The 23,109-nt window shown below is 41.7% G+C and carries 17 protein-coding genes; 12 read left to right on the forward strand and 5 right to left on the reverse strand.

Translation table 11 applies throughout. The features are described 5' to 3' along the window. Positions 1-179: 179 nt before the first annotated feature. Both HHA41_RS07850 and alaS read right to left on the reverse strand, forming a co-directional pair. Positions 180-1,460, reverse strand: coding sequence for an aspartate kinase (locus HHA41_RS07850; RefSeq protein WP_168461268.1), 1,281 nt, complete (start codon positions 1,458-1,460; stop codon positions 180-182). A 64-nt stretch (positions 1,461-1,524) separates the two neighbouring features. Next, positions 1,525-4,218 carry an alanine--tRNA ligase gene (gene alaS / locus HHA41_RS07855; protein ID WP_354667274.1) on the reverse strand — a complete coding sequence of 898 codons (2,694 nt, stop codon included), beginning with the start codon at positions 4,216-4,218 and terminating at the stop codon, positions 1,525-1,527. Positions 4,219-4,680: 462 nt separating this feature from the next. Between alaS and HHA41_RS07860 the strand changes: the two genes are divergently transcribed. From HHA41_RS07860 to HHA41_RS07885, 6 genes are all read left to right on the forward strand, one after another. Further along, positions 4,681-5,715 (forward strand): type I glyceraldehyde-3-phosphate dehydrogenase, encoded by a 1,035-nt coding sequence (locus tag HHA41_RS07860; protein ID WP_168461269.1) that lies wholly within the window; start codon positions 4,681-4,683, stop codon positions 5,713-5,715. 135 nt (positions 5,716-5,850) lie between these two features. Continuing rightward, the gene (locus HHA41_RS07865; protein WP_168418992.1) at positions 5,851-6,165 is read left to right on the forward strand and encodes a hypothetical protein; all 315 of its coding nucleotides are present in this window, start codon (positions 5,851-5,853) and stop codon (positions 6,163-6,165) included. A 165-nt stretch (positions 6,166-6,330) separates the two neighbouring features. Continuing rightward, positions 6,331-7,497, forward strand: a complete 1,167-nt coding sequence (locus HHA41_RS07870) for an ATP phosphoribosyltransferase regulatory subunit (RefSeq protein ID WP_168461270.1) — start codon at positions 6,331-6,333, stop codon at positions 7,495-7,497. A gap of 69 nt (positions 7,498-7,566) precedes the next feature. After that, positions 7,567-8,886: an adenylosuccinate synthase gene (locus HHA41_RS07875; protein ID WP_004971574.1), complete on the forward strand. Its 1,320-nt coding sequence runs from the start codon at positions 7,567-7,569 to the stop codon at positions 8,884-8,886. A gap of 238 nt (positions 8,887-9,124) precedes the next feature. After that, positions 9,125-9,433, forward strand: coding sequence for a hypothetical protein (locus HHA41_RS07880; RefSeq protein WP_004971573.1), 309 nt, complete (start codon positions 9,125-9,127; stop codon positions 9,431-9,433). 156 nt (positions 9,434-9,589) lie between these two features. Next, positions 9,590-10,372, forward strand: coding sequence for a M48 family metallopeptidase (locus tag HHA41_RS07885; protein WP_168418990.1), 783 nt, complete (start codon positions 9,590-9,592; stop codon positions 10,370-10,372). A gap of 195 nt (positions 10,373-10,567) precedes the next feature. Here the strand turns inward: HHA41_RS07885 and HHA41_RS07890 are convergent, their stop codons facing one another. Then, positions 10,568-11,617 (reverse strand): NADP(H)-dependent aldo-keto reductase, encoded by a 1,050-nt coding sequence (locus HHA41_RS07890; RefSeq protein WP_168461271.1) that lies wholly within the window; start codon positions 11,615-11,617, stop codon positions 10,568-10,570. Between the two features lie 204 nt (positions 11,618-11,821). Beyond that, positions 11,822-12,526, reverse strand: a complete 705-nt coding sequence (crp, locus tag HHA41_RS07895) for a cAMP-activated global transcriptional regulator CRP (protein WP_167845925.1) — start codon at positions 12,524-12,526, stop codon at positions 11,822-11,824. Between the two features lie 148 nt (positions 12,527-12,674). On the opposite strand from crp, the gene HHA41_RS07900 reads away from it, so the two are divergent. From HHA41_RS07900 to HHA41_RS07910, 3 genes are all read left to right on the forward strand, one after another. Beyond that, positions 12,675-13,097: an OsmC family protein gene (locus HHA41_RS07900; protein ID WP_168418988.1), complete on the forward strand. Its 423-nt coding sequence runs from the start codon at positions 12,675-12,677 to the stop codon at positions 13,095-13,097. 301 nt (positions 13,098-13,398) lie between these two features. Next, entirely contained in the window at positions 13,399-15,978 is a 2,580-nt protein-coding gene (gene clpB / locus HHA41_RS07905; protein WP_168418987.1) for an ATP-dependent chaperone ClpB, read from the forward strand. Between the two features lie 228 nt (positions 15,979-16,206). Beyond that, a complete protein-coding gene (locus HHA41_RS07910) occupies positions 16,207-17,490 on the forward strand; it encodes a DUF945 family protein (RefSeq protein ID WP_168461272.1) in 1,284 nt (427 codons plus the stop codon). A 69-nt stretch (positions 17,491-17,559) separates the two neighbouring features. On the opposite strand, the gene rlmKL is transcribed toward HHA41_RS07910, so the two are convergent. Next, the gene (gene rlmKL / locus HHA41_RS07915; RefSeq protein WP_168461274.1) at positions 17,560-19,764 is read right to left on the reverse strand and encodes a bifunctional 23S rRNA (guanine(2069)-N(7))-methyltransferase RlmK/23S rRNA (guanine(2445)-N(2))-methyltransferase RlmL; all 2,205 of its coding nucleotides are present in this window, start codon (positions 19,762-19,764) and stop codon (positions 17,560-17,562) included. Positions 19,765-20,146: 382 nt separating this feature from the next. Here rlmKL and HHA41_RS07920 point away from each other — a divergent pair, with 382 nt between their 5' ends. The 3 genes from HHA41_RS07920 to HHA41_RS07930 all read left to right on the forward strand — a co-directional run bounded on the left by HHA41_RS07920 (position 20,147) and on the right by HHA41_RS07930 (position 23,021). Then, entirely contained in the window at positions 20,147-20,527 is a 381-nt protein-coding gene (locus HHA41_RS07920; protein ID WP_168461275.1) for a hypothetical protein, read from the forward strand. Positions 20,528-20,758: 231 nt separating this feature from the next. Then, complete coding sequence (locus tag HHA41_RS07925) at positions 20,759-21,775, forward strand: aspartate carbamoyltransferase catalytic subunit (protein WP_168461277.1); 1,017 nt, start codon at positions 20,759-20,761, stop codon at positions 21,773-21,775. Positions 21,776-21,785: 10 nt separating this feature from the next. Beyond that, entirely contained in the window at positions 21,786-23,021 is a 1,236-nt protein-coding gene (locus tag HHA41_RS07930; protein WP_168461279.1) for a dihydroorotase, read from the forward strand. Positions 23,022-23,109: the final 88 nt, after the last annotated feature.

Here is a 23,109-nt window from a genome sequence, read left to right on the forward strand (position 1 = left end):
ACAATTAAATTTTATCAGAATGTACCATTATTCATTTTATAAGATACACATCTGCCAAAATTTATAAAAGCATGTTGCTCAATATAACAGAGCCACTATAAAAAAAACTATAGTGGCTCTATTTTTTTGTACTTTTTCGCAAAATTTGTCAGACAATTACATTTTCTGACAAGGGCGTATTAAGCGCGTGCGCTAGACTCGCCACTTTCACGATCTAGACCAAATACAGTGTGCAAAGTACGTACTGCAAGCTCTAAATAGTTTTCTTCAATAATGACTGAAATTTTAATTTCAGAAGTAGAAATCATCAGAATGTTGATGCCTTCATCTGCAAGTGCAGTAAACATTTTGCTTGCAACACCTGCGTGTGAACGCATACCTACACCTACGATAGATACTTTCACGATGTCGCCACGTGTAGCGACTTCACGCGCACCAATTTCCTTGGCAGTTGCTTCAAGAATTGATTTTGCTTTGGCAAGTTCGCCACGGTTTACAGTAAAAGTAAAGTCAGTAGTACCATCTTCTTCTACATTTTGGATGATCATGTCAACTTCAACATTGGCAGCGCCAATAGGTGACAAGATTTTAGATGCAATACCTGGCTCATCAGGCACACCTAAAATAGTTAATTTTGCTTCGTCACGGTTAAATGCGATACCTGAGATGATAGGTTGTTCCATGTTGTCTTCCAATTCAGTAGTAATGAGTGTGCCGACATTTTGTTTAAAGTCTTTGTCGAATGCGCCATCATCGTCATTATCAAAACTTGATAATACACGTAAAGGGACTTGGTATTTACCTGCAAATTCAACCGCACGAATTTGCAATACTTTAGAACCTAATGACGCCATTTCTAGCATTTCTTCAAAAGAAATACGATCTACTTTTTTAGCTTTTGGTGCAACGCGTGGGTCAGTGGTATATACACCGTCTACATCTGTGTAAATTTGACATTCATCTGCTTTTAACGCAGCAGCCAATGCAACGCCAGAAGTGTCTGAACCACCGCGACCTAAAGTTGTGGTATTGCCTTCAGCATCGAAACCTTGGAAACCAGCAACTACAATCACACGACCTGCATCTAGGTTTTCAGTCAATACATCGGTATTGATTGATTCAATACGTGCTTTGGTAAAAGCGCTGTCAGTTTGAATACCAACTTGGCGACCTGTTAGTGATTTTGCTGCAACGCCAATAGAGTTCAGCGCCATCGCTAACATCGAAATCGTTACCTGTTCGCCTGTAGACACCATTTGGTCTAGTTCACGCGGGTCAGGGGTTTCGGTAATGGCTTTCGCGAGAGCGAGTAGGCGATTGGTTTCGCCACTCATGGCAGAAACCACAACCACTACTTGGTGGCCATGATCATGCCAGCGCTTCACACGACGAGCAACATTTAAAATGCGCTCGGGGGTACCCATTGAAGTACCGCCATATTTTTGAACGATTAGTGCCATAGTTGTTCCATATAAGCCATGACCCTGAATTACCGGTTCAGGGTCAGTTACACAAAAAGTGAAGTTATTTTGCCGCAAGCCAAGCAGTTAAATCTGCCATTACTGTTGCAAACTTCTCGTTAAGTGGCGCGCCACCTTGTGCCAAATCAGGTTTACCACCACCTTTACCACCTAGCTCTGTAGCCAAGTGTTTAATGATGTCACCTGCTTTAATCGTAGCAGTAAAGTCTTTTGCAACAGAAGCGATTAAGCTGACTTTATCGTCTTCTACACCTGCAAGTACAATCACTGCATTGTCGAGTTTAGATTTTACACCGTCGTGTAAGTTACGCAGTGATTTTGCGTCCATACCTTGAGCCGTTGTAATCAGCGTTTGACGACCCGCAATCTCTTGAACTTGGCTTAGAAGTTCTGTTGCTTGGAAGTTTGCCAATTTTTGATTGAGCTGTTCAATTTGTTTTTGAAGGCTAGAGGCAGTGTCGACCAAACTGGTGACTTTTTCTAAAGTCTGGTCTTTTTGCGCTTTTAATAATGCATTGATGCTGCTGATGTCACGTTCAGTTTTTTGAACGGCATCAACGGCTTTGCTGCCTGTAATCGCTTCAATACGACGCACGCCAGCTGCAACACCACCTTCAGAGATGATTTTGAATAAGCCAATATCGCCCGTACGTTTTACGTGAATACCACCACACAGTTCAATCGAGAAGTTTTTATCTTCGATCATAGAACCCATAGAAAGTACGCGAACTTCATCACCATACTTTTCGCCAAATAGCATCATCGCACCTTTGGCTTTCGCTGCTTCAATGTCTAATAGTTCAGTAGACACGGCAGTGTTGGCAATGACTTCTGCATTGACCAAGCGCTCAATTTCTTGCAATTGCTCAAATGACACAGGTTGGTCATTGGCAAAGTCAAAACGTAAAATGTCAGAGGCAACCAATGAACCTTTTTGTTGTACATGCGCACCCAAAACTTGACGTAGGGCAGCATGTAACAGGTGTGTTGCAGAGTGATTGCGTGCAGTTGCTTCGCGGATATCTGCTTTTACAATGGCTTCGACCGTTTGCGCAGCTTTTAGGCTGCCCATCGTCACAATACCTTGATGGACAAATGCACCGCCAGATTTTTTGGTGTCTTGAACTTCAAAAATACCTGTTTCGTTTTTGAAGAGTCCTGTATCGCCAATTTGACCACCGCTTTCTGCATAGAAAGGCGTTTGATTCAGTACGATTAAGGCTTCATCGCCTTCAACGACTTCATCAACTTGCTCACCATCTTTATAGATTGCGATGATTTGACCTTCACCTGCAGTAGCATCGTAACCATCAAATTGAGTGTCACCTTCAACTTTCACAATTGAGTTGTAGTCAACGGCAAATTTACCTGCGTCACGTGCACGTTGGCGTTGTGCTGCCATTTCAACTTCAAAACCCGCTTCGTCAATGGTCAATTCACGTTCACGTGCGATGTCTGCTGTTAAGTCAGTCGGGAAGCCGTAAGTGTCATACAGTTTAAATACGACTTCACCTGGAATTACAGAGCCTTTCAGTTGCGCTAATTCACCTTCAAGCAATTTCAAACCTTGCTCAAGTGTTTTGGCAAATTGCTCTTCTTCTTTCAAAAGTTGCGCTTCAATGCGTGCTTGTTGTGCTGCAAGTTCAGGATAGGCATCACCCATTACTTCAATGAGTGGCTTCAACATTTTATGGAAGAATGAACCTGTTGCGCCAAGTTTGTTGCCATGACGTACTGCACGACGAATAATACGACGTAAAACATAACCACGACCTTCGTTAGAAGGGTTTACACCATCGGCAATTAGGAAGCAGCAAGAGCGGGCGTGGTCAGCTACTACTTTAAGTGAAGCAGGGTAGTCTACAGGTTTACCAGTTTGCTGTGCAGTTGCCTCAAGCTCAGTCGTGTCTAAACCAATAATTTCTGCTGCATTTTTGAGTAAGTGCTGGAACAGATCAATTTCGTAGTTTGAATTCACATGTTGTAATACTGCAGAAATACGCTCTAAGCCCATACCTGTATCTACAGAAGGTGCTGGAAGCGGGTGAAGCACGCCATCAGCAGTACGGTTGAACTGCATGAAGACGTTGTTCCAAATTTCAATGAAACGGTCGCCATCTTCTTCAGGCGTACCTGGTAGGCCACCCCAAATGTGATCACCGTGGTCATAGAAGATTTCAGAGCATGGACCACAAGGACCTGTATCGCCCATTGCCCAGAAGTTATCTGAAGCATATTGGCCGCCTTTGTTGTCGCCAATACGGATAATGCGAGATGCATCTAAACCAATTTCTTTGTTCCAGATGTCAAACGCTTCATCATCGGTATGATAAACCGTGGCATATAAACGGTCTTTCGGTAGCGCCAACCATTGTTCGCCTGTTAGGAATTCCCAAGCGAATTTAATCGCATCACGTTTGAAGTAATCACCAAACGAGAAGTTACCTAGCATTTCAAAGAAAGTATGGTGACGTGCGGTATAGCCTACGTTGTCTAAGTCGTTGTGTTTACCGCCTGCGCGCACACATTTTTGAGAAGAGACAGCACGTACATAATCACGTTTTTCTAGCCCAAGGAAACAGTCTTTAAACTGGTTCATACCCGCATTGGTAAATAACAAGGTTGGGTCGTTGGCGGGTACTAGAGAACTCGATGCGACACGTGTATGCCCTTGCGATTCAAAGTAACGCAAAAATGCTTCACGAATTTCAGCTGATGTCATAAAACGAGTACTCACAACCAAGTCACTCCATAATTTCCGATTTGGCTAAACGCACGACAGTCTGACAAAAATAATTCTTTTGCTGTCATGCAGGCTTAAAATTTTAAAAACGCCAAATTATAACGGAAAAAGCCATTATCACCAATCATTTTAGTGTGAATAGATGACAATTCTGACGCAAACTTTGTTGCGATTACGCAGAATAAATCTTTGCAATAGAAGATGATGAACATTTACATTCAAAGTAAGTGCTTACTGCGGGTCACGGAGTATGCCGAACTGCCATAAAGCGGAATGCAGAAAAGTTAAGAAAACGTAGATGTGCGGTAGAAAACCAAAGCTGATATTTTAATTTGCCGAATTAAACAACAAATTGCGTGAAAATTCGCAGAATTGATCTGATTTTTTTCAGTAGTTGAGCAAAATCTATTAACATAGCACTGCTTAAATTTTGATTTCATTATGAAAGGATCAGTCATGCAACGAGTGGCAATCAATGGCTTTGGTAGAATCGGGCGCAATGTGCTGCGGGCTTGGTTTGAAAATCCCAAAGACTTTCATTTTGAAATCGTGGCCATTAACGATATTGCCGATGTCGAAACTTTGGTGCACTTGTTTAAATATGACAGTACCCACGGTCGTTTTAAAGGGCAGGTCGAAATTAGTCTTGAAGATGAACAGGTTTTTCTGAATATTTCTGCGGGCTTGGCACAACTCAAAGTTCAGGTGCTGAATCAGGCGCAACCTGCACAGTTACCGTGGCAATCGTTAAATGTAGATGTTGTTTTGGAATGTACAGGATTGTTCCGTTCACGTGAAGCTGCAACCCAGCATATTACTGCGGGTGCTAAACGCGTCATTATTGGTGCAGCACCATTTGATACTGTCGATGCTGCGATTGTCTATGGTGTCAATCATCACGAAGTCAAACCCACTGATCAAATTATTTCCAGTGTGTCGTGTACCACGCAGGCTTTAGTGCCATTGGTTAAAATTATTGATGATGCTTTTGGTATTGACACGGCTTTAATGACCGAAATTCACGCAGTCACAGCAGATCAAACTGTGCTGGATCAGGCACATCGTGATTTACGTCGTGCCCGAGCATCAGGGCAAAATATTATTCCAACCACTTCATCTGCTTTGGGTGCATTAAAACAGGTGATGCCTAAAATGGCAGATCGAATTGATGGTTATTCTATTCGTGTGCCGACTATTAACGTCGCTGCAATTGACCTGACTTTTATTTCTCAGTCACCCATTACGGTGCACAAATTCAATCAGGTGCTGTGTGCTTCGGCCGCGCATGATTATGCAGAAATTATGCAAGTGACCGATGAGCCCTTAGTGTCGAGTGATTTTAATCATTCGCCTTATTCATTAATTGTCGATTTAAGCCAGACTATGGTGGTGGGGTATCAGGCCAAAGTTTTTGCGTGGTATGACAATGAATGGGGTTATGCCAACCGTTTACTCGACTTGTGTGAATCTTTTAGTCAGCGGGTAGCGTGATTTTTAGCTTATGCGGTTTGCTATACAAAGCCGCTAAAGCATGTAATAGTGATGGGTGTGTAGACGAAAACCTGAAGTTAATTCATTGATGAATATAGCAAATTTAGCCTATAAGATTGAAAATAGAGTAGTGGGATGATGATTATTTTATTGTGGGGATTTATTCTTTTGTTGGCGCTAGCCGTGATTTTTTTGATTTGGTTGCAATTCAGAAATCAGGCAGACAGCAACTCCGATGTGCAACACCAACAGCAATTGGAACAGAAAGTGTTACATTTGGAAGAAAACCTGAAAAAGACACTAGAAATTATGCAGGACTTGGCTAAAAAAATGCAGGTTCAGCAAGATGTTTTGGATAAAACTGTACAAAAAACCACGCAGTTAGAAATGCAGAATGTGGAGTTAGTCAATTTGTTGGCTAAAGCGGTTAAAGGGAGTCAGGACTTTTAATACATCGCGTTTTAATGTCATGCTGAATCAAGCTTTTTTACCGCATATTTCAGAAAAAGTCAGGTGCATGAGCAAAAGTATCATGCTAAACTAGGAGAAATCGGGTGTGCTCCCGATTTTTTTATGCGGATTCGTTCCGCGCAAACAAGAATTTAGGTTTACAACATGCCCATTTCAGAGACATGGTTATTACCTGATGGTGTAGCTGATGTATTACCAGAACAAGCGCAAGTCATTGAGAGCTTGCGTCGTAAGTCATTGGATTTCCTCGCATCTCGGGGTTATCAGTTGGTGTACACGCCATTCATAGAATACATTGAATCTCTATCTTCTCTTTCAGAATCGAATCAAGATTTAGACCTTGCCACATTTAAAGTCATCGACCAACTTTCAGGTCGTTTGCTGGGTGTGCGTGCCGATATGACACCACAAGTGGCACGTATTGATGCGCATGTACATCCTGTAGATGGTATTGCACGTTACTGCTATGCAGGTACGGTTTTACATACCAAACCCCAAGGTTTTAATACCACACGTGCGCCGTTGCAATTGGGTGCAGAGTTATTTGGTTCAGACAGCATTGATGCCGATGTAGAAATGGTTGATCTGATGCTCAGCTTGCTAAAAGAAGCAGGTCTGGCAGAAGGTGTGCATTTAGACTTGGGTCATGTCGGCTTGTTCCGTAGCTTGGTTAAACAAGCAGAATTAAGCAAAGCCACTGAACGTCAATTGTCAGATTTATATCAGCGTAAAGCATTGCCAGAACTGGCTGACTTTACTCAAGATTTAAACTTTGGTTCAGATTTCTATGCCCTAGGTCGCTTTGCCAGTGATTTAACTGCTTTGCAGGCTCATTTAAGTGCTGAAGTGTTGGCAAATAGCGAATTTAAGCAAGCGTTTGAAGCCGTGAAAGCAACACAAGCTGAAATTCAGGCACGTTGGCCAAATCTGCATATTGGTATTGATGTGGTTGAGCTGCGTTCTTATCACTATCACACTGGCTTAATGTACGCGGTATATGCACCAAATCGTGCTGCGCCATTGGCTCAAGGTGGTCGTTATGATGGCATTGGTCAGCATTTCGGACGTGCGCGCCCTGCAACAGGTTTCTCTTGTGACTTGTTTGTATTAAGTGCAGGTCGTTTTGAATCATCGTCTGTTGTTGTTGCGCCTAAAGGCTCACAACCTGATTTAATTGCTGCTATTCAAAACACACGTGCGCAAGGCTTTAGTGTAATTCAATTGTTGGGCAATGATGATTTAAACTCGGTTCCATACGCAACGCACCAATTGGTTCTTGCAAATGGTGAGTGGACAGTCGAAAAAATTTAATCGCCAAGGCATGTTTCATGTTACAGGTCTTGGTTTTCAATTTTAACAGCATGATGTAATGAGGCTATTATGGGCAAGAATGTTGTGGTACTTGGTACCCAATGGGGCGACGAAGGTAAAGGTAAGATCGTCGACCTGCTCACAGATCAGGCGGCGGCAGTCGTTCGTTATCAAGGCGGACACAACGCAGGCCATACTCTCGTGGTTGGTGGTAAGAAAACTGTATTACACCTCATTCCATCAGGTATTTTACGTGAAAACGTACTGTGCTTAATTGGTAATGGTGTTGTACTTTCTCCTGAAGCACTCATTAAAGAAATGGGTATTTTGGAGCAAGAAGGCGTGCCAGTGAAAGAGCGTTTACGTATTTCACCAAACTGTCCGCTTATTTTGCCGAACCACATTGCACTTGACCAAGCACGTGAGAAAAAACGTGGTAATGCCAAAATTGGTACAACAGGTCGTGGTATTGGCCCAGCTTATGAAGACAAGGTTGCACGTCGTGCGATTCGTGTTGCTGACTTGGTTCGTGGTGGTGAAGCATTACGCGCTCAATTGACTGAATTATTGGACTATCACAACTTCCAATTGACACAATACTACGGTGTTGAAGCAGTTCAGTTAGATGAAGTTTTAGCGCTATGTGACCAATGGCGTGAAGTGATTGCACCATTAGTGGTTGATGTAACGACTGAAATTCATAATTACCGTAAAAACGGTGACAACATTATGTTTGAAGGTGCGCAAGGCTCATTGCTTGATGTTGACCACGGTACATACCCGTATGTGACTTCATCGAATACAACTGCGGGCGGTGTAAGCTCAGGTTCAGGCTTAGGTCCATTACATTTAGACTACGTTTTAGGGATTACCAAAGCTTATACCACACGTGTTGGTGCAGGCCCATTCCCAACTGAGTTGGTGTATGACGCAGCAAATGACGTAGGTGATGCGATTGGTAAACACTTAGGTACCGTGGGTCACGAGTTTGGTGCTTCTACAGGTCGTCAGCGTCGTTGTGGTTGGTTTGATGCCGAAATTTTACGTCGTTCAGTCGATGTAAACTCACTTTCTGGTATCTGCTTGACCAAGTTAGACGTATTGGACGGTTTAGAAGAAATCAAAATCTGCGTAGGTTATGAAAATACCGATTCAGGTTGCGTAGGTTCTTCTGATGCGCTTGCATACGAAAACTTAAAGCCAATTTATGAAACAATGCCAGGTTGGTCTGAATCAACTGTGGGCGCGACCAGTGTAGAACAATTGCCTGAAAATGCAGTGAACTACATCAAACGTCTTGAGCAGTTAATTGAATGTCCAATCGACATTATTTCTACAGGTCCAGACCGCGCAGAAACGATTGTATTACGTCATCCATTTGATGCTTAAGTAGTTGTGCTTTAGCATAGCATTTAAGCTCTGATGATGTATTCAGCCCTGTCTAAATGATGGGGCTTTTTATTGCTGTTGTTTCAGTTTCAATAGCGACTCATTTTTGGAAACATTATAGATGATGCTGAGTGAGTTGTTTTTTCAAGACTAAAGTTGCAGATGACTGGCGCTGTGCAGAGCAGGGTGGCTTGTTACAATGGCTTTAGAAAATTAAATTTAATTAAGGTTATGCAGGATGCATAAAAATATTACCAGTACGATTTTTTATTCTTTATTGTTTGCGATGGGCGGCGCACCGACCATTGCCATGATGCTGATTTTATCGCAAAAGCATGATCCGAATATTATGTATCAGGCATTTATTGGTTTAAGCGTTATTTTTGCCTGTATTTTGGTGCCACTGATTCTGATTCAAAATGCTTACCTACTCTACAAACGCAAAAATCCAGAAATGGAAGAAAAAGTAGAAGTAGTGTCTAAAATTTACTTGGGTTTAAATGTTTTCTGTTTAGTATTTTGGTTGTGTTATCAATTTCTTTACTAAGGCAGTTATTGATCGCTTAGACATACAATCTGTACAGAGCTTAGCTGTCGTTTACATAAATAATATGATTATGAAGCGATTATAGATTTAAAGCCTTGAATTGATTTCATATAATTGATTCATATGAAGATAGCTCGTAAGGCGGAGATTATTATAATGAACAAAAAACTGATGTTGAGTTTATGTGCCGCAGGCGCAATCACAGTTTCAGGGTGTACCACTGTTGCAGACATGGCGGGTGCAGATACTGCGACCCTAAATGCAACTGCAACCAAAAGCTATAACGAAATGGTGCAAGATGCACGCAATAAAAATCAGTTAGACACGAGTTCAACCACGTATAAACGTATCAATACTGTGTTTCAGCGTTTGATTCCACATGCCAACCAAATGAACCAAACTGGTCAGCCTTTCCAGTGGCAATTGGCGGTACTCAAATCTGATCAAGTCAATGCTTTTGTCGCACCAGGCGGTAAAGTAGTGTTCTACACAGGTATTGTGAATAAACTGAATTTAACCGATGCTGAAATTGCTGCAATTATGGGGCACGAAATGGTGCACGCACTAGAAGAACACGCTAAAAGTAAAATTGGTGCGCAAGCTTTAACAAACTTGGCGTTGAATGTTGGCTTAAGTGCAGCGGGTAACAACGTCGGTCAATTGGGTGCAGCAGCAGCACAATTGGGTACGCAAATTGGGATTGGCTTGCCATATTCGCGTAATTTGGAAGGTCGTGCCGATCAGGGCGGTTTAATGCTGATGGCACGTGCAGGTTATAACCCGCAAGCTGCTATTACCCTTTGGGAAAAAATGAACAAACTTGAAGGTGGCGGTGGTGCATCGTTCTTGTCAACACACCCATCGAACAGTCAGCGTATTGAAGCAATGCGCAAAAACTTACCTGCAGCTCAGGCAATTTATAACCAAAACCGTCGCTAAGATAATATCGGTCAGTAAGACAGATGAATAAAAGAAAGGATGTGCATGGAAATGCGCATCCTTTCTTTAAAATTTTTGACTTTAAACAACATAAAAATGGTGCGTTATAGCTGAACTTATGTTTTCAATTTAAACGCCAGCTCACTTATTTATTTCAATTTCTAATTTTATTTTAAAGCAGTGCTTAAAATGAAATTAGGGTGCTGGATTCGGTTGCTGACGATGAATAGCTTCAATGCCCTGTAGCACTTCTTCAGATAAATTGACATCAAATGCATCAATATTTTCTTTAAGTTGTGCCATAGTAGTTGCTCCAATAATAGTACTGGTCACAAAAAATTGTTGCTTAATAAAGGCTAATGCCATTTGCGTTAAGCTCAAGCCATGCTGCTCTGCAAGTAGGGCATATTGCTCTGTGGCCCATTCACTTTCAGGGTTGCTGTAGCGGCTAAAACGTGAATATAAAGTGACGCGTGCACTGGCAGGACGTGCGCCGTTGCGGAATTTACCAGTTAAATAGCCAAAAGCCAAAGGAGAGTAGGCAAGTAGTCCTACACCTTCATAATGGGCAATTTCAGACATGCCAATTTCATAGCTACGGTTGAGCAGGTTATAAGGGTTTTGTACGCTGACGAATTTGCTTAAACCAAGCTGTTCTGCCAAGTGTAAAAACTTCATGGTGCCCCATGGAGTTTCATTGGATAGACCGATATAACGAATTCGCCCTTTTTCAATTTCCTGCTGCAATGCAGTTAAGGTTTCGGCCAAGTCGGTGACTTCCTGGGTATTCTGTGCTTCTGGGTTGCCATACCCAAGCTTGCCAAAAAAGTTGGTTGGGCGTTGTGGCCAGTGTAGTTGGTATAAATCGATATAATCGGTTTGTAGGCGTTTTAAATTGCCATCCAAGGCTGAGCGAATATCTTGCGCATTAAAGCGGGTTTTGCCATCTCGTATATGGCTACCACCTTGTGATGGTCCTGCAATTTTTGAGGCGAGAAATATTTTGTCACGTCCACCACGTTGGTGCAGCCAGTGACCAATCATGGTTTCAGTCGCACCTTGGGTTTCTACTTTGGGTGGAACAGGGTACATCTCTGCGGTATCCCAAAAATACAAGCCACGTTCCAAGGCGTAATCCAGCTGTTGGAAGGCATCTGATTGCGTGTTTTGCTCACCAAAGGTCATGGTGCCCAAGCAGATTTCTGGAACTAAAATACCCGTCTTTGCCAATGGTCTAAATTGCATATTGCCTCTCGCTCAAGATAATATTTATGAAGTGATGTTATAAGAGGCTAAACCATTTTGAGCCGCTTGTGGCAGTTAAAATTGCTGATGCTTTGTAATGGTCGTAAGAATTGTATTTTTATATTTGAAAATGGCTATAAGTTTTATGCAGGCAATAAAAAAGCAAATCCGAAGATTTGCTTTTTTATTTAGCATGTGGATGGCTTATTCGTCATCAAAGTCGCCATCAGTGGCTTCATTTTGCTCCAAAGAAGCGTCAAAAATCAGAATGGCTTTACCATCGGTTTCAATCATGCCTTGCTCTTCAAGTGTTTTCAGTACACGACCAACCATTTCACGTGAACAACCTACAATGCGGCCAATTTCCTGACGTGTAATACGAATCTGACGACCATTTGGTAAAATCATAGCTTCTGGCTGTGCAGAAAGGTCAATCAAACAACGTGCAATACGACCAGAAACATCAATAAAGGCAAGGTCAGTCACTTTACGTGTAGTATTTTTTAGGCGACGTACCAACTGTGCAAATACTGCATAGCTTAAATCTGGATATTGTTTGCTAAGTTCGTGGAAATTTTCGTATGTAATTTCCGCAATTTCACACACATCACGTGTACGAACTTCTGCAGTACGTTGTGGATTTGATTCAAACAGGCCCATTTCCCCAAAAAAGTCACCTGGATTCAAATACGCAACCACAATTTCACGATCATCATCTTCGCGAAGAATAATTGATACTGAACCTTTTAAAATCAAATACAATGATTTAGATTCAGTCCCCGCATCAACAATAGTTGTCCGTTTTGGATAACGGTTGATGTACGCACGTTTTAATAATGCTTTCACCGAGTCCGGCAGTTGCCCTGGGGACAATGCATCGGTGCTAAGCTGCGAAAAGTTTGAAGTCATGCTAACGGTTCCGAAAATGGATAAATAATAGATCGCACAAGACCTAGTCTGAACTTGTCACACAGTAGAGATGAAATTCCTTATCAACTCAAGTTATGTTAGTGTACAAATACCCGTGTAAATTTATAGCTTTTTTTAGGTAGTTGCAATGCAAACAAGTGTTCAATGGTTAGAGAACGTTGCTTTTGAAGCCAAATCGGAAAGTGGTCATTCTGTAGTGATGGATGGATCTGCAGAATATGGTGGTGAAAACCGTGGACCACGTCCTATGGAACTGATCTTAATGGGACTTGGTGGGTGTGCTTCGTTTGATATTGTGACTATTTTAAAGAAATCGCGCCAAGAAGTGACCCATGTGGAATGTCAGTTGAAGGCTGAACGTGCCGATAGCATCCCTGCAGTTTTTACTAAAATTCACTTACATTTTGTGGTCAAAGGCAAGGCAGTCAAGGAAAAGCAGGTTGCCAAGGCTGTTGAACTTTCTGCAGAAAAGTACTGTTCTGCAAGTAAAATGCTGTCAGATGGTGGTGTAGAAATTAGCCACGATTTTGAAGTTATCGAACAAGAATGAGTTATGACTAGATAGTCAGTCAATGATTGGTATTTTATGCCAATCATTGTTTCAAATTGTATATTTCACCACTTCCTCCTTATTAAATTATTGATATACAACTGTATATTGATTAAATCCACATTATAAAAAATTACCAGATTAAACTTGAAATCTACACTAATCAGTCCAATATTATTACTAAAATCTATCTGTTAATTTTAATTAAGATTTTGAAAAATATATAAAAATTTAATTGAAATTTACATCAGCGTTCCCATATATCCATCAAGTACACAATTTGTTGTGAGGAATAACAAGAATGCGTTTTGAAAAGTTTACCAACCGCTTACAGCAAGCCCTATCTGATGCCCAGTCTCTCGCGATGGGGAAAGACCATACCGCCATTGAGGGTATTCATTTATTAGCGACTTTGCTTGAAGAAGCGTCCAATATCAGCTTATTACAACAAGCAGGTGCAAATTTGCGTGATTTGCAAAGCAAGTTACAGCAAGCGATTGCCGATGCACCAACTTTGGCCAATCCAACAGGTGATATTAATTTAAGCCCAGAAGCGGTTAAAGCGCTGAATTTGGCAGACAGCTTTGCCCAAAAAGCAGGTGATGAGTTTTTATCGACCGATTGGGTAATACTTGGTTTGGCTGAAGTGGGCGCAACCAAAACACTACTTAACAGTGTGGGTGTGACTTCAAACAGTTTGCGTAGCGTGATTGACAAAATTAGAGGGGATGAAAAAGTCATGAGCAATAATCACGAAGATCAACGTGACTCACTCAATAAATACACCATTGATTTAACCGAACGTGCGTTGGCGGGCAAGCTAGACCCAGTCATTGGCCGTGATGATGAAATTCGCCGTACAGTTCAGGTGTTGTCACGCCGTACCAAAAATAACCCTGTGCTTATTGGTGAGCCGGGTGTAGGTAAAACGGCAATTGTTGAAGGTTTGGCACAGCGTATTGTGAATGGTGAAGTGCCTGAAAGCTTAAAAGGCAAACGTGTTTTATCTTTAGATTTAGGCTCGTTATTGGCAGGTGCGAAATATCGTGGTGAGTTTGAAGAACGCCTGAAAGCGGTACTGAAAGACTTGGCCAAACAAGAAGGCGAAGTCATCTTATTTATTGATGAATTGCATACGCTTGTGGGTGCGGGTAAAGGTGATGGTGCAATGGATGCAGGCAACATGTTGAAACCTGCATTGGCACGCGGTGAGTTGCGCTGTGTAGGTGCAACGACTTTAGATGAGTATCGTCAATATATTGAAAAAGATGCTGCTTTGGAACGTCGTTTCCAAAAAGTATTGGTAGATGAGCCAAGTGTAGAAGACACCATTGCAATTTTACGTGGTCTGAAAGAGCGTTATGAAGTGCACCACGGGGTGAAAATTTTAGACTCTGCGATTATTGCAGCCGCTAAAATGTCGCATCGTTACATTACAGACCGTCAGCTTCCTGACAAAGCCATTGACTTGGTGGATGAGGCCGCTTCACGAATTAAAATGGAGCTGGATTCTAAACCTGAAGCTTTAGATAAATTAGAGCGTCGTTTGATTCAGCTAAAGCTGCAACTTGAAGCAGTGAAGAAAGATGAAGATGCTGGTAGCCGTGCCGAAGTTGCGCATTTAGAAAAACAAATTATTGAAGTTCAGAAAGAATACAATGATTTGGAAGAAGTCTGGAAAGCTGAAAAGACCTTAGTTGAAGGCACCAAGCAAATTCAGACTCAACTTGATCAGGCGCGTATGGCATTGCAAAAAGCACAGCGTGAAAATGACTTGGCTGAAATGTCACGTTTGCAATACGGTGTGATTCCTGAATTGGAAAAACAATTGGCGCAAGATGAGTTGGTTGAAGAGAAAGAAGAGCCAAAATTATTGCGTAACAAAGTGACAGACAATGAAATTGCAGAAGTGGTCAGTGCTGCAACGGGTATTCCTGTATCGAAAATGCTGCAGGGTGAGCGTGAAAAACTGCTGAACATGGAAGACTTCTTGCATAAACGTGTTGTTGGGCAAGAAGAAGCTGTGGTAGCAGTGTCGAATGCAGTACGTCGTTCACGTGCAGGGCTGTCTGACCCTAACCGCCCAAGTGGTTCGTTCTTGTTCCTTGGCCCGACAGGGGTAGGTAAAACAGAACTGACCAAAGCTTTGGCAAACTTCTTGTTTGACAGCGATGACGCCATGATTCGGATTGATATGTCTGAATTTATGGAAAAACACTCGGTGAGCCGTTTGGTTGGTGCACCTCCAGGCTATGTGGGTTATGAGGAAGGTGGGGTACTCACCGAAGCAGTCCGTCGTAAGCCATATAGTGTAGTGTTGTTTGATGAGGTGGAAAAAGCCCATCCTGATGTGTTTAACATCTTGCTGCAAGTGTTGGATGATGGGCGTTTAACCGACTCTCAAGGCCGTGTGGTGGACTTTAAAAACACCGTGATTGTGATGACCTCTAACCTTGGTTCGCATGATGTACGTGAATTGGGAGATCATCCAAGCCGTGAGGAAGTACGCACCGTGGTAATGGCTGCTGTATCACAACATTTCCGTCCCGAGTTCATTAACCGTATTGATGAATTGGTGGTGTTCCATTCACTGGAAAAAGCACAAATTCGTGGTATTGCCGATATTCAATTGGATCGCTTACGTGCACGTTTAAGCGAGCGCGATTTGAGTTTGTCGATAGACGATTCTGCGTTTGATCAATTGATTGATGCAGGTTTTGACCCTGTTTATGGTGCACGTCCATTGAAACGTGCAATTCAGCAACAAGTTGAAAATACGTTGGCGCAAAAAATCTTAGCAGGTGATTTTGTTGCAGGCGATACGATTTTAATTAAAGCTGAAGCAGGGCAATTGGTGTTTGAGAAAATGAAACTCAGCTAATGCTGCGTCTGTTAATTATTTTAAGAAAACCCAGCTTCGGCTGGGTTTTTTGTAACTGACAATTTAGGTCACATAAGTAAAATTTTTGGTTAAAAATGACAGCTATTTTAATTATTTTGTGATGGATATTATATTTAAGTGATTTATTTGCAAAACAATTATCTTTTTTTTGTTTAAATTAATTATAATTTTTGTTCAATAAGAATAGATAAATTCTGAGCAGAATCTATGTCAAAAATAGTATGGGGTGGAATGGGGCTTGTGGTGTTGGCGGGGGCTGTCGCTGCGGGCAATTTGTATGCCGATAAAAGTCTAAATGCGCATTATCAGCAAAGTTTAAAACCTGCACCGAATATGAATGTGCAATATACAGATTATAAAATGGGCGCTTTGCAAGGCTCTGCAAAATGGAATGCGAGCTTTGTACCTGACCCATGTAATGCCAAAGAAAAATTAGTGTTTAATGGTGACGATCAAATTCAGCGTACATGGAAAGGCTATACCATTCATTCACAACTTGATTTAGTGCAGGGAACGGGTGCATACGCAGAATTTTTTAAACAGCCTTTGAAGGTGACGACTCACGTCAATTGGCTTGGGGTATCGACCACACAATTAAAAACACCTGTTATAGAAAAAAAAGAGGGTGCGTTTCATACTAAAATTGAGCCAATGCAAATTGAGTTTCAGGCCAAACAAGTACAGGGACAGCATAAAATCTTAAATATGAGTCTTGATTTGCCAGCCTTAAGCATACGTGATGAATTTGGAAATACCCAATTGAAAGGTATGCATTTTAAAACCAATCAAGCCTTGAATGCTCAGGCTTTAGAGCCAGGTTATTTCCAATTTAATATTGCTGAAATGCAGCGCCAAGACCGTGAAGCACACGCTTCAGGGCAAATGAAAAATCTAAGTTGGCGTATGGATACGCAATTGCATGAACGTACAGTTGATATTCAATCCAAATTCAAAATTGCTGAATTGGGTTTAGACAATGTACCCGCAATGCAAGATTTGCAGTTCAATTGGGATGTTAAAGACTTACAACGCACGAAAACGCAGACCTTCTTTGATATTATTCAAAAACAAAGCAACTCCTGCTTAGAAGCAGAAAACTTTGAAAAAGATGCAAGACAGGCAATGATTGCACTCATTAATGATGGTTTTAAGTTTGAATCGAAGCACAATCAGCTGAAATTAGGTACTGGTAGTATTCAGGCAGATGTTGTTGGCAAAGTGATGCCAGGGCATCAGACCACCTTAGAAGGTTTGGCAAAAATGTTCCCAAGCTTATTAGAGGCACAAACCGATGTAAGCTTTAATAAGCAAGTGGTTAAAACCATGATGAATAACTATATGCGTGCAGCAGGTAAAAGCATGTCAGATCAGGAGTTGGAGCAAATGCTGAGTGCGATGCAAAGCAGCCAGCAAATTCATCGCGATGGTGATGAGTTTAAATTGTCTATGCATTATCAATATGGTGAAAAGAAGTTTTTAACACCGCAATAAATTTATCTATTCCTTAAAAACAAAGCCTGTTCAATTGAACAGGCTTTGTTTTATCAGCAATCGTTTTGCTTAAACAGGTGGATGTTGGATTTTCCAAGCACGGTGGATTTTAGTGTTACGTTTGAAATCTGGACCAATGGTTTCATGGCTAATTTCTTGCACATCAAACATGGCTTCAATTTCTTCATCCATTTCAAAGCCACGGTAATTGTTAGAGAAGTACAGCGTGCCGCCTGTGGTTAGACGGTTCATGGCACGCTTAATTAAAGATACGTGGTCACGCTGTACATCAAAGGTTCCATAGAATTTTTTGGAATTCGAGAAGGTTGGCGGGTCAATGAAAATTAGTTCATATTGCTCATGGCCTTCCTTGAGCCATTCAAAACAGTCGCTAGCAAAGAATTGATGCTGTTCATCTGCATGGTCTACAGTCAAACCGTTCAGTACGAAGTTTTCTTTAGACCAGTTTAAATAGGTGTTAGATAAATCGACACTGGTGGTGCTTGCAGCCCCGCCAAGTGCAGCATGCAAACTTGCAGTTGAGGTGTAACTGTATAAATTCAGGAAGTGCTTGCCACGAGCTTCTTTGGCAATGCGTAAACGCATTTGACGGTGGTCTAGGAATAAACCTGTATCTAAATAATCCGTCAGGTTGACCAAAATTTTCGCTTGACCTTCTTGCACGATAAAACGCTTAGAAGCAGTACTTTGTTTGGTGTACTGATTTTTACCTTCTTGGCGGGCACGTGTCTTAATAAATACAGCATCACGGCCTAAGCCCGTTACAGCACGAATTGCTTGTAATGCAAGATTAAAACGCTTTTTGGCTTTTTCAGGATCAATTTTTTTCGGTGGTGCATATTCTTGTACGTGCAAACGATCGCCGTATAAATCGACTGCGACATTAAAATCAGGCAAGTCTGCATCGTATAAACGTAAGCAATAGACGTTGTCTTTCACAGCCCATTTTTTCAGGCTTTGCATATTTTTCTGCAATCGGTTAGTGAAGTCTTCTGCACCTTCAATCGGTTCAAATTGCTGAGGTTGCCAGTCAGCTAAGAATGGACGTGCTACTGTTGCAGGTTTGATTGTCCCAAAACGTACGTAAATTGGTAGTTTACCGTTCATCAAACGTAGAATTTGAGGGTTATTAAATGCCAGTACATCGGCTTGTTCGACCTGTGCGGCAATTACAGCTGCTTTTTGATTTGGGAAATGTTTTTGCAATAGGGCAGATAAACCCAAATACAAGGCACGGTTCGAGGCTTTATCGCCTAAACGCTCACCATAAGGTGGGTTGGTGACAATAAAGGCTTTTTTACCTTCAGCCTGAAAATCTGGCCAGTCGGCCAAAGTACGTTCTTCAATTTGAATCTGATCGAGCAAGTGTTCAAAACCGGCAGCAATAATATTTTGCTTGGTGGCTTTGACTGCTTCCCAGTCTGCATCAAAAGCATAGAATTTTGGCAGCGGTTGTTGTAATGCTGTCTGATGTCGTTCTGCTGCTTCAGCTTTAATGTTCATCCATAATTCATGGTCATGGCCTTGCCAACCATTAAAACCAAAACGACGTACTAGACCTGGCGCACGGTCAGTCAGCATCATCAAAGCTTCAATAATAAAGGTACCTGAACCACACATCGGATCTAAAATGATGTCAGGCTGAATGTGTTGTAATTGACCTTTTTGCAGAATTGCCGCTGCAAGATTTTCTTTGATTGGCGCATCGGTCATAAAACGACGATAACCACGTTTATGCAACGAGTCGCCCGATAAATCTAAACAGTAGGTGTGTTCAGTTTTCCCTGCTAAAACATACAGCGTAATTTCTGGCTGTTTGATGTCGATGCTTGGGCGTTTGCCCACAGCATCCATAAATGAATCCACTACGCCATCTTTAACGCGTAAAGTCGCAAACTGGCTATTTACTTTGATGTCACGTTCGATATGCAAACGCACTGCAAACGTACTTTGTGGTGCAAAAATCAGTGACCAGTCAAAGCTAAGCGCACCTTCATAGAGCTCTTCGGCAACATCGCGCGCATCGTGACTGAATTCAATTTCATGGGTATGAATAGGGGTGAGTACCCGAGAAGCCAGACGTGACCACATGCAGACACGGTAGGCATTTTCGAGTGTGCCTTTGAAAATTAAACGACCCGGTAAACGTTCGATATTTTGAATACCTAAACCTTGCATTTCTTCTTGAAGTAAGGTTTCAAGTCCATCTGCACAGGTGACCCAATATGTAGAAAGACGGGGTTTCGAATTCATGAAAATTTCCAAAAGCAATTCAGCAATCGGCTATTTTAACGTATTTTGTGTGGTAAAACTTAGTGATTTAGCCTGAAATCAGCAGAATTTTAAACGGTGTTGAATAAGTGTCTTGGCTAAATCTACATTCGCCATGGATATCACAAAAATTATCACTAATGGAACGAGATCAAGTTAATCACATTTTATGGTTAACGCTTTTTATTGGTTTTTAAATATCTGAATATTCACATGATTGGTACGCATCTTGCTAATACTTGGTGGCATGAGTTCAAGCTGCAAATACACATCGTGTTTGAGTGCTTAAATGTGAGTTGCATACTGAACTTCATGCAAATGAAAAAAGCATTTTAAAAGCAAAAATATAAGGGGTTATATTCAGATGAGTACATTGCATGCGCTTGGTCAAAGTGAACTTTTTTCGGTTGCAACTTTAATTTATACCCGTTTAAGACGTGTGAGTGGACGTGTAATAGATGTGATGTATTTAGTGGAAAATACCGATTACGCACGTTATGTGGTGCAGTTGGCTTTGGAGACACAAGATGCTGAACTGCATCATCAGACATCTCGTTTGGAAGCAATATTAGTGAAATTGGCACCGCAGTATGATCGAACCAATGATATTCAAAATGATCTAAGCATAGATAAAAAAGAAGAGAGTGAGGAGCTAACAGACAGTTTAGAAGAGACGCACGAACCAACAGAAGAAGAAATTTATCAAGCACAGGTCGCACATCATTATATTGGTGCATTACGCTAGAAGGCATTTGGCGTCGAGCACTCGATTTGCTTTCAAAAAGACCTGAAATTTGAAGTGCAGAGCGAGTGCTGAGTTTTTACAAAATGTATTTTTTCATTGAAAGTCTAGATGTATAGCACTGACTTAATTTTTAAAATCATCCATTTCTTTTGCTGAAATCACGCCAACGGGCACTGCTTTGATAAATCAATTTCTGTATAATGCGTTAACTTAACGTATAAGGAATCTCTCATGCATTTGGCGGCATTGCATACTCCGAGCCAGATTCAATTGAATAAAGATGGGCATTTAAAACACTTTTTGACCATCGAAGGTCTTTCCAAAGAAACCCTTACTAAAATTCTGGACACAGCACAGTCCTTTTTCAATGAACAAAATCAACTGATCACCAATAATTTGCTGGAAGGGCGTACGGTGATGAACTTGTTCTTCGAAAACTCTACCCGTACCCGTACCACATTTGAAGCCGCAGCCAAGCGTCTTTCTGCCAATGTACTCAATATTGATATTGCTCGTTCAAGTACCTCTAAAGGTGAAACTTTACGTGATACTTTGTGGAATTTAGAGGCGATGGCAGCGGATATTTTCGTGGTACGCCATTCTTCTTCAGGTGCAGCACATTTTATTGCCAAAACTGTATGCCCGAATGTTGCCATTATTAATGCGGGCGATGGTCGTCATGCGCATCCGACTCAAGCTATGTTAGATATGTTGACGATTCGCCGTGAAACACAACGTGCTTACGAAGAATTAAGCGTGGCGATTATTGGTGATATTAAACATTCACGTGTTGCACGTTCTGATGTGGCAGCCTTGCAAACTTTGGGCTGTAAAGATATTCGCGTGATTGCACCGAACACCTTATTGCCGTACGGTTTTGATGAATATGGCGCTGGTGTGCGTTTATTTAACAAAATGGAAGATGGCATTAAAGATTGCGATGTAATTATCACCCTGCGTATTCAAAATGAACGTATTGATTCGCCTGCACTCGCTTCACAAGCCGAATTCTACAAAATGTACGGTTTAAACAAAGAGCGTTTGGCACTTGCCAAACCAAATTGTATTGTGATGCATCCTGGCCCAATGAACCGTGGCGTAGAAATTGATTCGAGTATTGCCGATGGCCCTCAATCGGTGATTTTAAATCAGGTGACCAACGGCATTGCGGTGCGTATGGCGGTATTGGCTTTGGCGATGCAAGGTCAGTTGCAAGAACAAGGTTTGATTGACGCGATTGCGGTATAAGGAAAAAGTCATGGCGATTGTAAAAATTGAAAATGTACGTGTGCTTGACCCAATCCAGCAAATTGACCGCGTGCAAACGGTATATCTTGAAAATGGCAAGTTGGTTGCAGAAAGTGCAGATATTAGCGAAAGCATTGATGCTCAAGGCAAATGGCTCATGCCAACCATGGTAGATTTATGCGCACGTTTACGTGAACCTGGTCAGCAACAACATGGCACGCTCAAATCTGAAGGCAAGGCCGCACGTGAAAATGGCATCCTGCACTTATTTACCCCGCCTGATTCTAAACCGATTGTGCAAGATAATGGTGCGCTTATTCATGGTTTGGTCGAAAAAGCCATGTTGGATGGCGGCATTTATTTAGAAGTGATTGGTGCACAAACTCAAGGTTTAAACGGCAAGCAGCCTGCCAATATGGCGGGACTGAAAAAAGGCGGCTGTAGTGCAGTGTCCAATGCCAATGCGCCTTTTGAAGATGATGATGTCGTGATTCGCACACTGGAATATGCTGCAGGTTTGGACATGACCGTGGTGTTTTATGCCGAAGAACCGCAAATTGCTAAAGATGGATGTGTGCATGAAGGCTTTATTGCATCACGTCAGGGTTTGCCTATGATTCCAACTTTGGCAGAAACCGTGGCAATTGCTAAATATCTACTCATGATTGAAGCTACAGGCGTACGTGCACACTTTGGTTTATTGTCATGCGGGGCATCAGTCGAGCTGATTAAAAATGCCAAAGCCAAAGGTTTACCAGTGACTTGTGATGTGGCGATGCATCAATTGCATTTAACCGATCAAATTATTGATGGCTTTAACTCTTTGGCGCATGTGCGTCCACCATTACGTTCAGAGCAAGACAAAGACTTGTTACGTCAAGGCGTAAAAGATGGTGTGATTGATGCAATTTGTACCCACCACGAACCATTAAACAGTTCTGCCAAAATGGCGCCATTTGCTGATACCTTGTCGGGTTTCACTGCCTTTGATACTTATATTCCATTTGGAATTCAGTTGATTCAAGAAGGCTTGTTCAGTCCGTTGGAATGGGTGGAAAAAGTGACGCTTGCTCCTGCACGTGTGGCAAAAATGCAAAGTCGCTGGGAACAAGAAGCAGGTTGGGTCTTGGTTGATCCTGAAGTGGAATGGACACTGAACAAAGAAACAATTGTGTCACAAGGTAAAAATACGCCTTTAATTAACCAAGTGGTGAAAGGCAAGGCATTACGCGTTTTTACAGCTTAATTTGCTCTGATTGATATTTTATTTTCAAGTTTAGATAAAAGTCAGCTTCGGCTGGCTTTTTTATGCGATTGAAAAATAGAAAGCCAAC

Source organism: Acinetobacter sp. A1 (assembly GCF_012371315.1).
Taxonomy (GTDB): domain Bacteria; phylum Pseudomonadota; class Gammaproteobacteria; order Pseudomonadales; family Moraxellaceae; genus Acinetobacter.

Coding starts and splice junctions, on each gene's coding strand:
- HHA41_RS07930 (WP_168461279.1), top strand. CDS start 21,786: ATGGCGATTGTAAAAATTGAAAATGTACGTGTGCTTGACCCAATCCAG.
- HHA41_RS07890 (WP_168461271.1), bottom strand. CDS start 11,617: ATGCAATTTAGACCATTGGCAAAGACGGGTATTTTAGTTCCAGAAATC.
- HHA41_RS07880 (WP_004971573.1), top strand. CDS start 9,125: ATGCATAAAAATATTACCAGTACGATTTTTTATTCTTTATTGTTTGCG.
- HHA41_RS07925 (WP_168461277.1), top strand. CDS start 20,759: ATGCATTTGGCGGCATTGCATACTCCGAGCCAGATTCAATTGAATAAA.
- rlmKL (WP_168461274.1), bottom strand. CDS start 19,764: ATGAATTCGAAACCCCGTCTTTCTACATATTGGGTCACCTGTGCAGAT.
- HHA41_RS07910 (WP_168461272.1), top strand. CDS start 16,207: ATGTCAAAAATAGTATGGGGTGGAATGGGGCTTGTGGTGTTGGCGGGG.
- HHA41_RS07850 (WP_168461268.1), bottom strand. CDS start 1,460: ATGGCACTAATCGTTCAAAAATATGGCGGTACTTCAATGGGTACCCCC.
- HHA41_RS07885 (WP_168418990.1), top strand. CDS start 9,590: ATGAACAAAAAACTGATGTTGAGTTTATGTGCCGCAGGCGCAATCACA.
- HHA41_RS07900 (WP_168418988.1), top strand. CDS start 12,675: ATGCAAACAAGTGTTCAATGGTTAGAGAACGTTGCTTTTGAAGCCAAA.
- clpB (WP_168418987.1), top strand. CDS start 13,399: ATGCGTTTTGAAAAGTTTACCAACCGCTTACAGCAAGCCCTATCTGAT.
- HHA41_RS07865 (WP_168418992.1), top strand. CDS start 5,851: ATGATGATTATTTTATTGTGGGGATTTATTCTTTTGTTGGCGCTAGCC.
- HHA41_RS07870 (WP_168461270.1), top strand. CDS start 6,331: ATGCCCATTTCAGAGACATGGTTATTACCTGATGGTGTAGCTGATGTA.
- crp (WP_167845925.1), bottom strand. CDS start 12,526: ATGACTTCAAACTTTTCGCAGCTTAGCACCGATGCATTGTCCCCAGGG.
- HHA41_RS07875 (WP_004971574.1), top strand. CDS start 7,567: ATGGGCAAGAATGTTGTGGTACTTGGTACCCAATGGGGCGACGAAGGT.
- HHA41_RS07920 (WP_168461275.1), top strand. CDS start 20,147: ATGAGTACATTGCATGCGCTTGGTCAAAGTGAACTTTTTTCGGTTGCA.
- HHA41_RS07860 (WP_168461269.1), top strand. CDS start 4,681: ATGCAACGAGTGGCAATCAATGGCTTTGGTAGAATCGGGCGCAATGTG.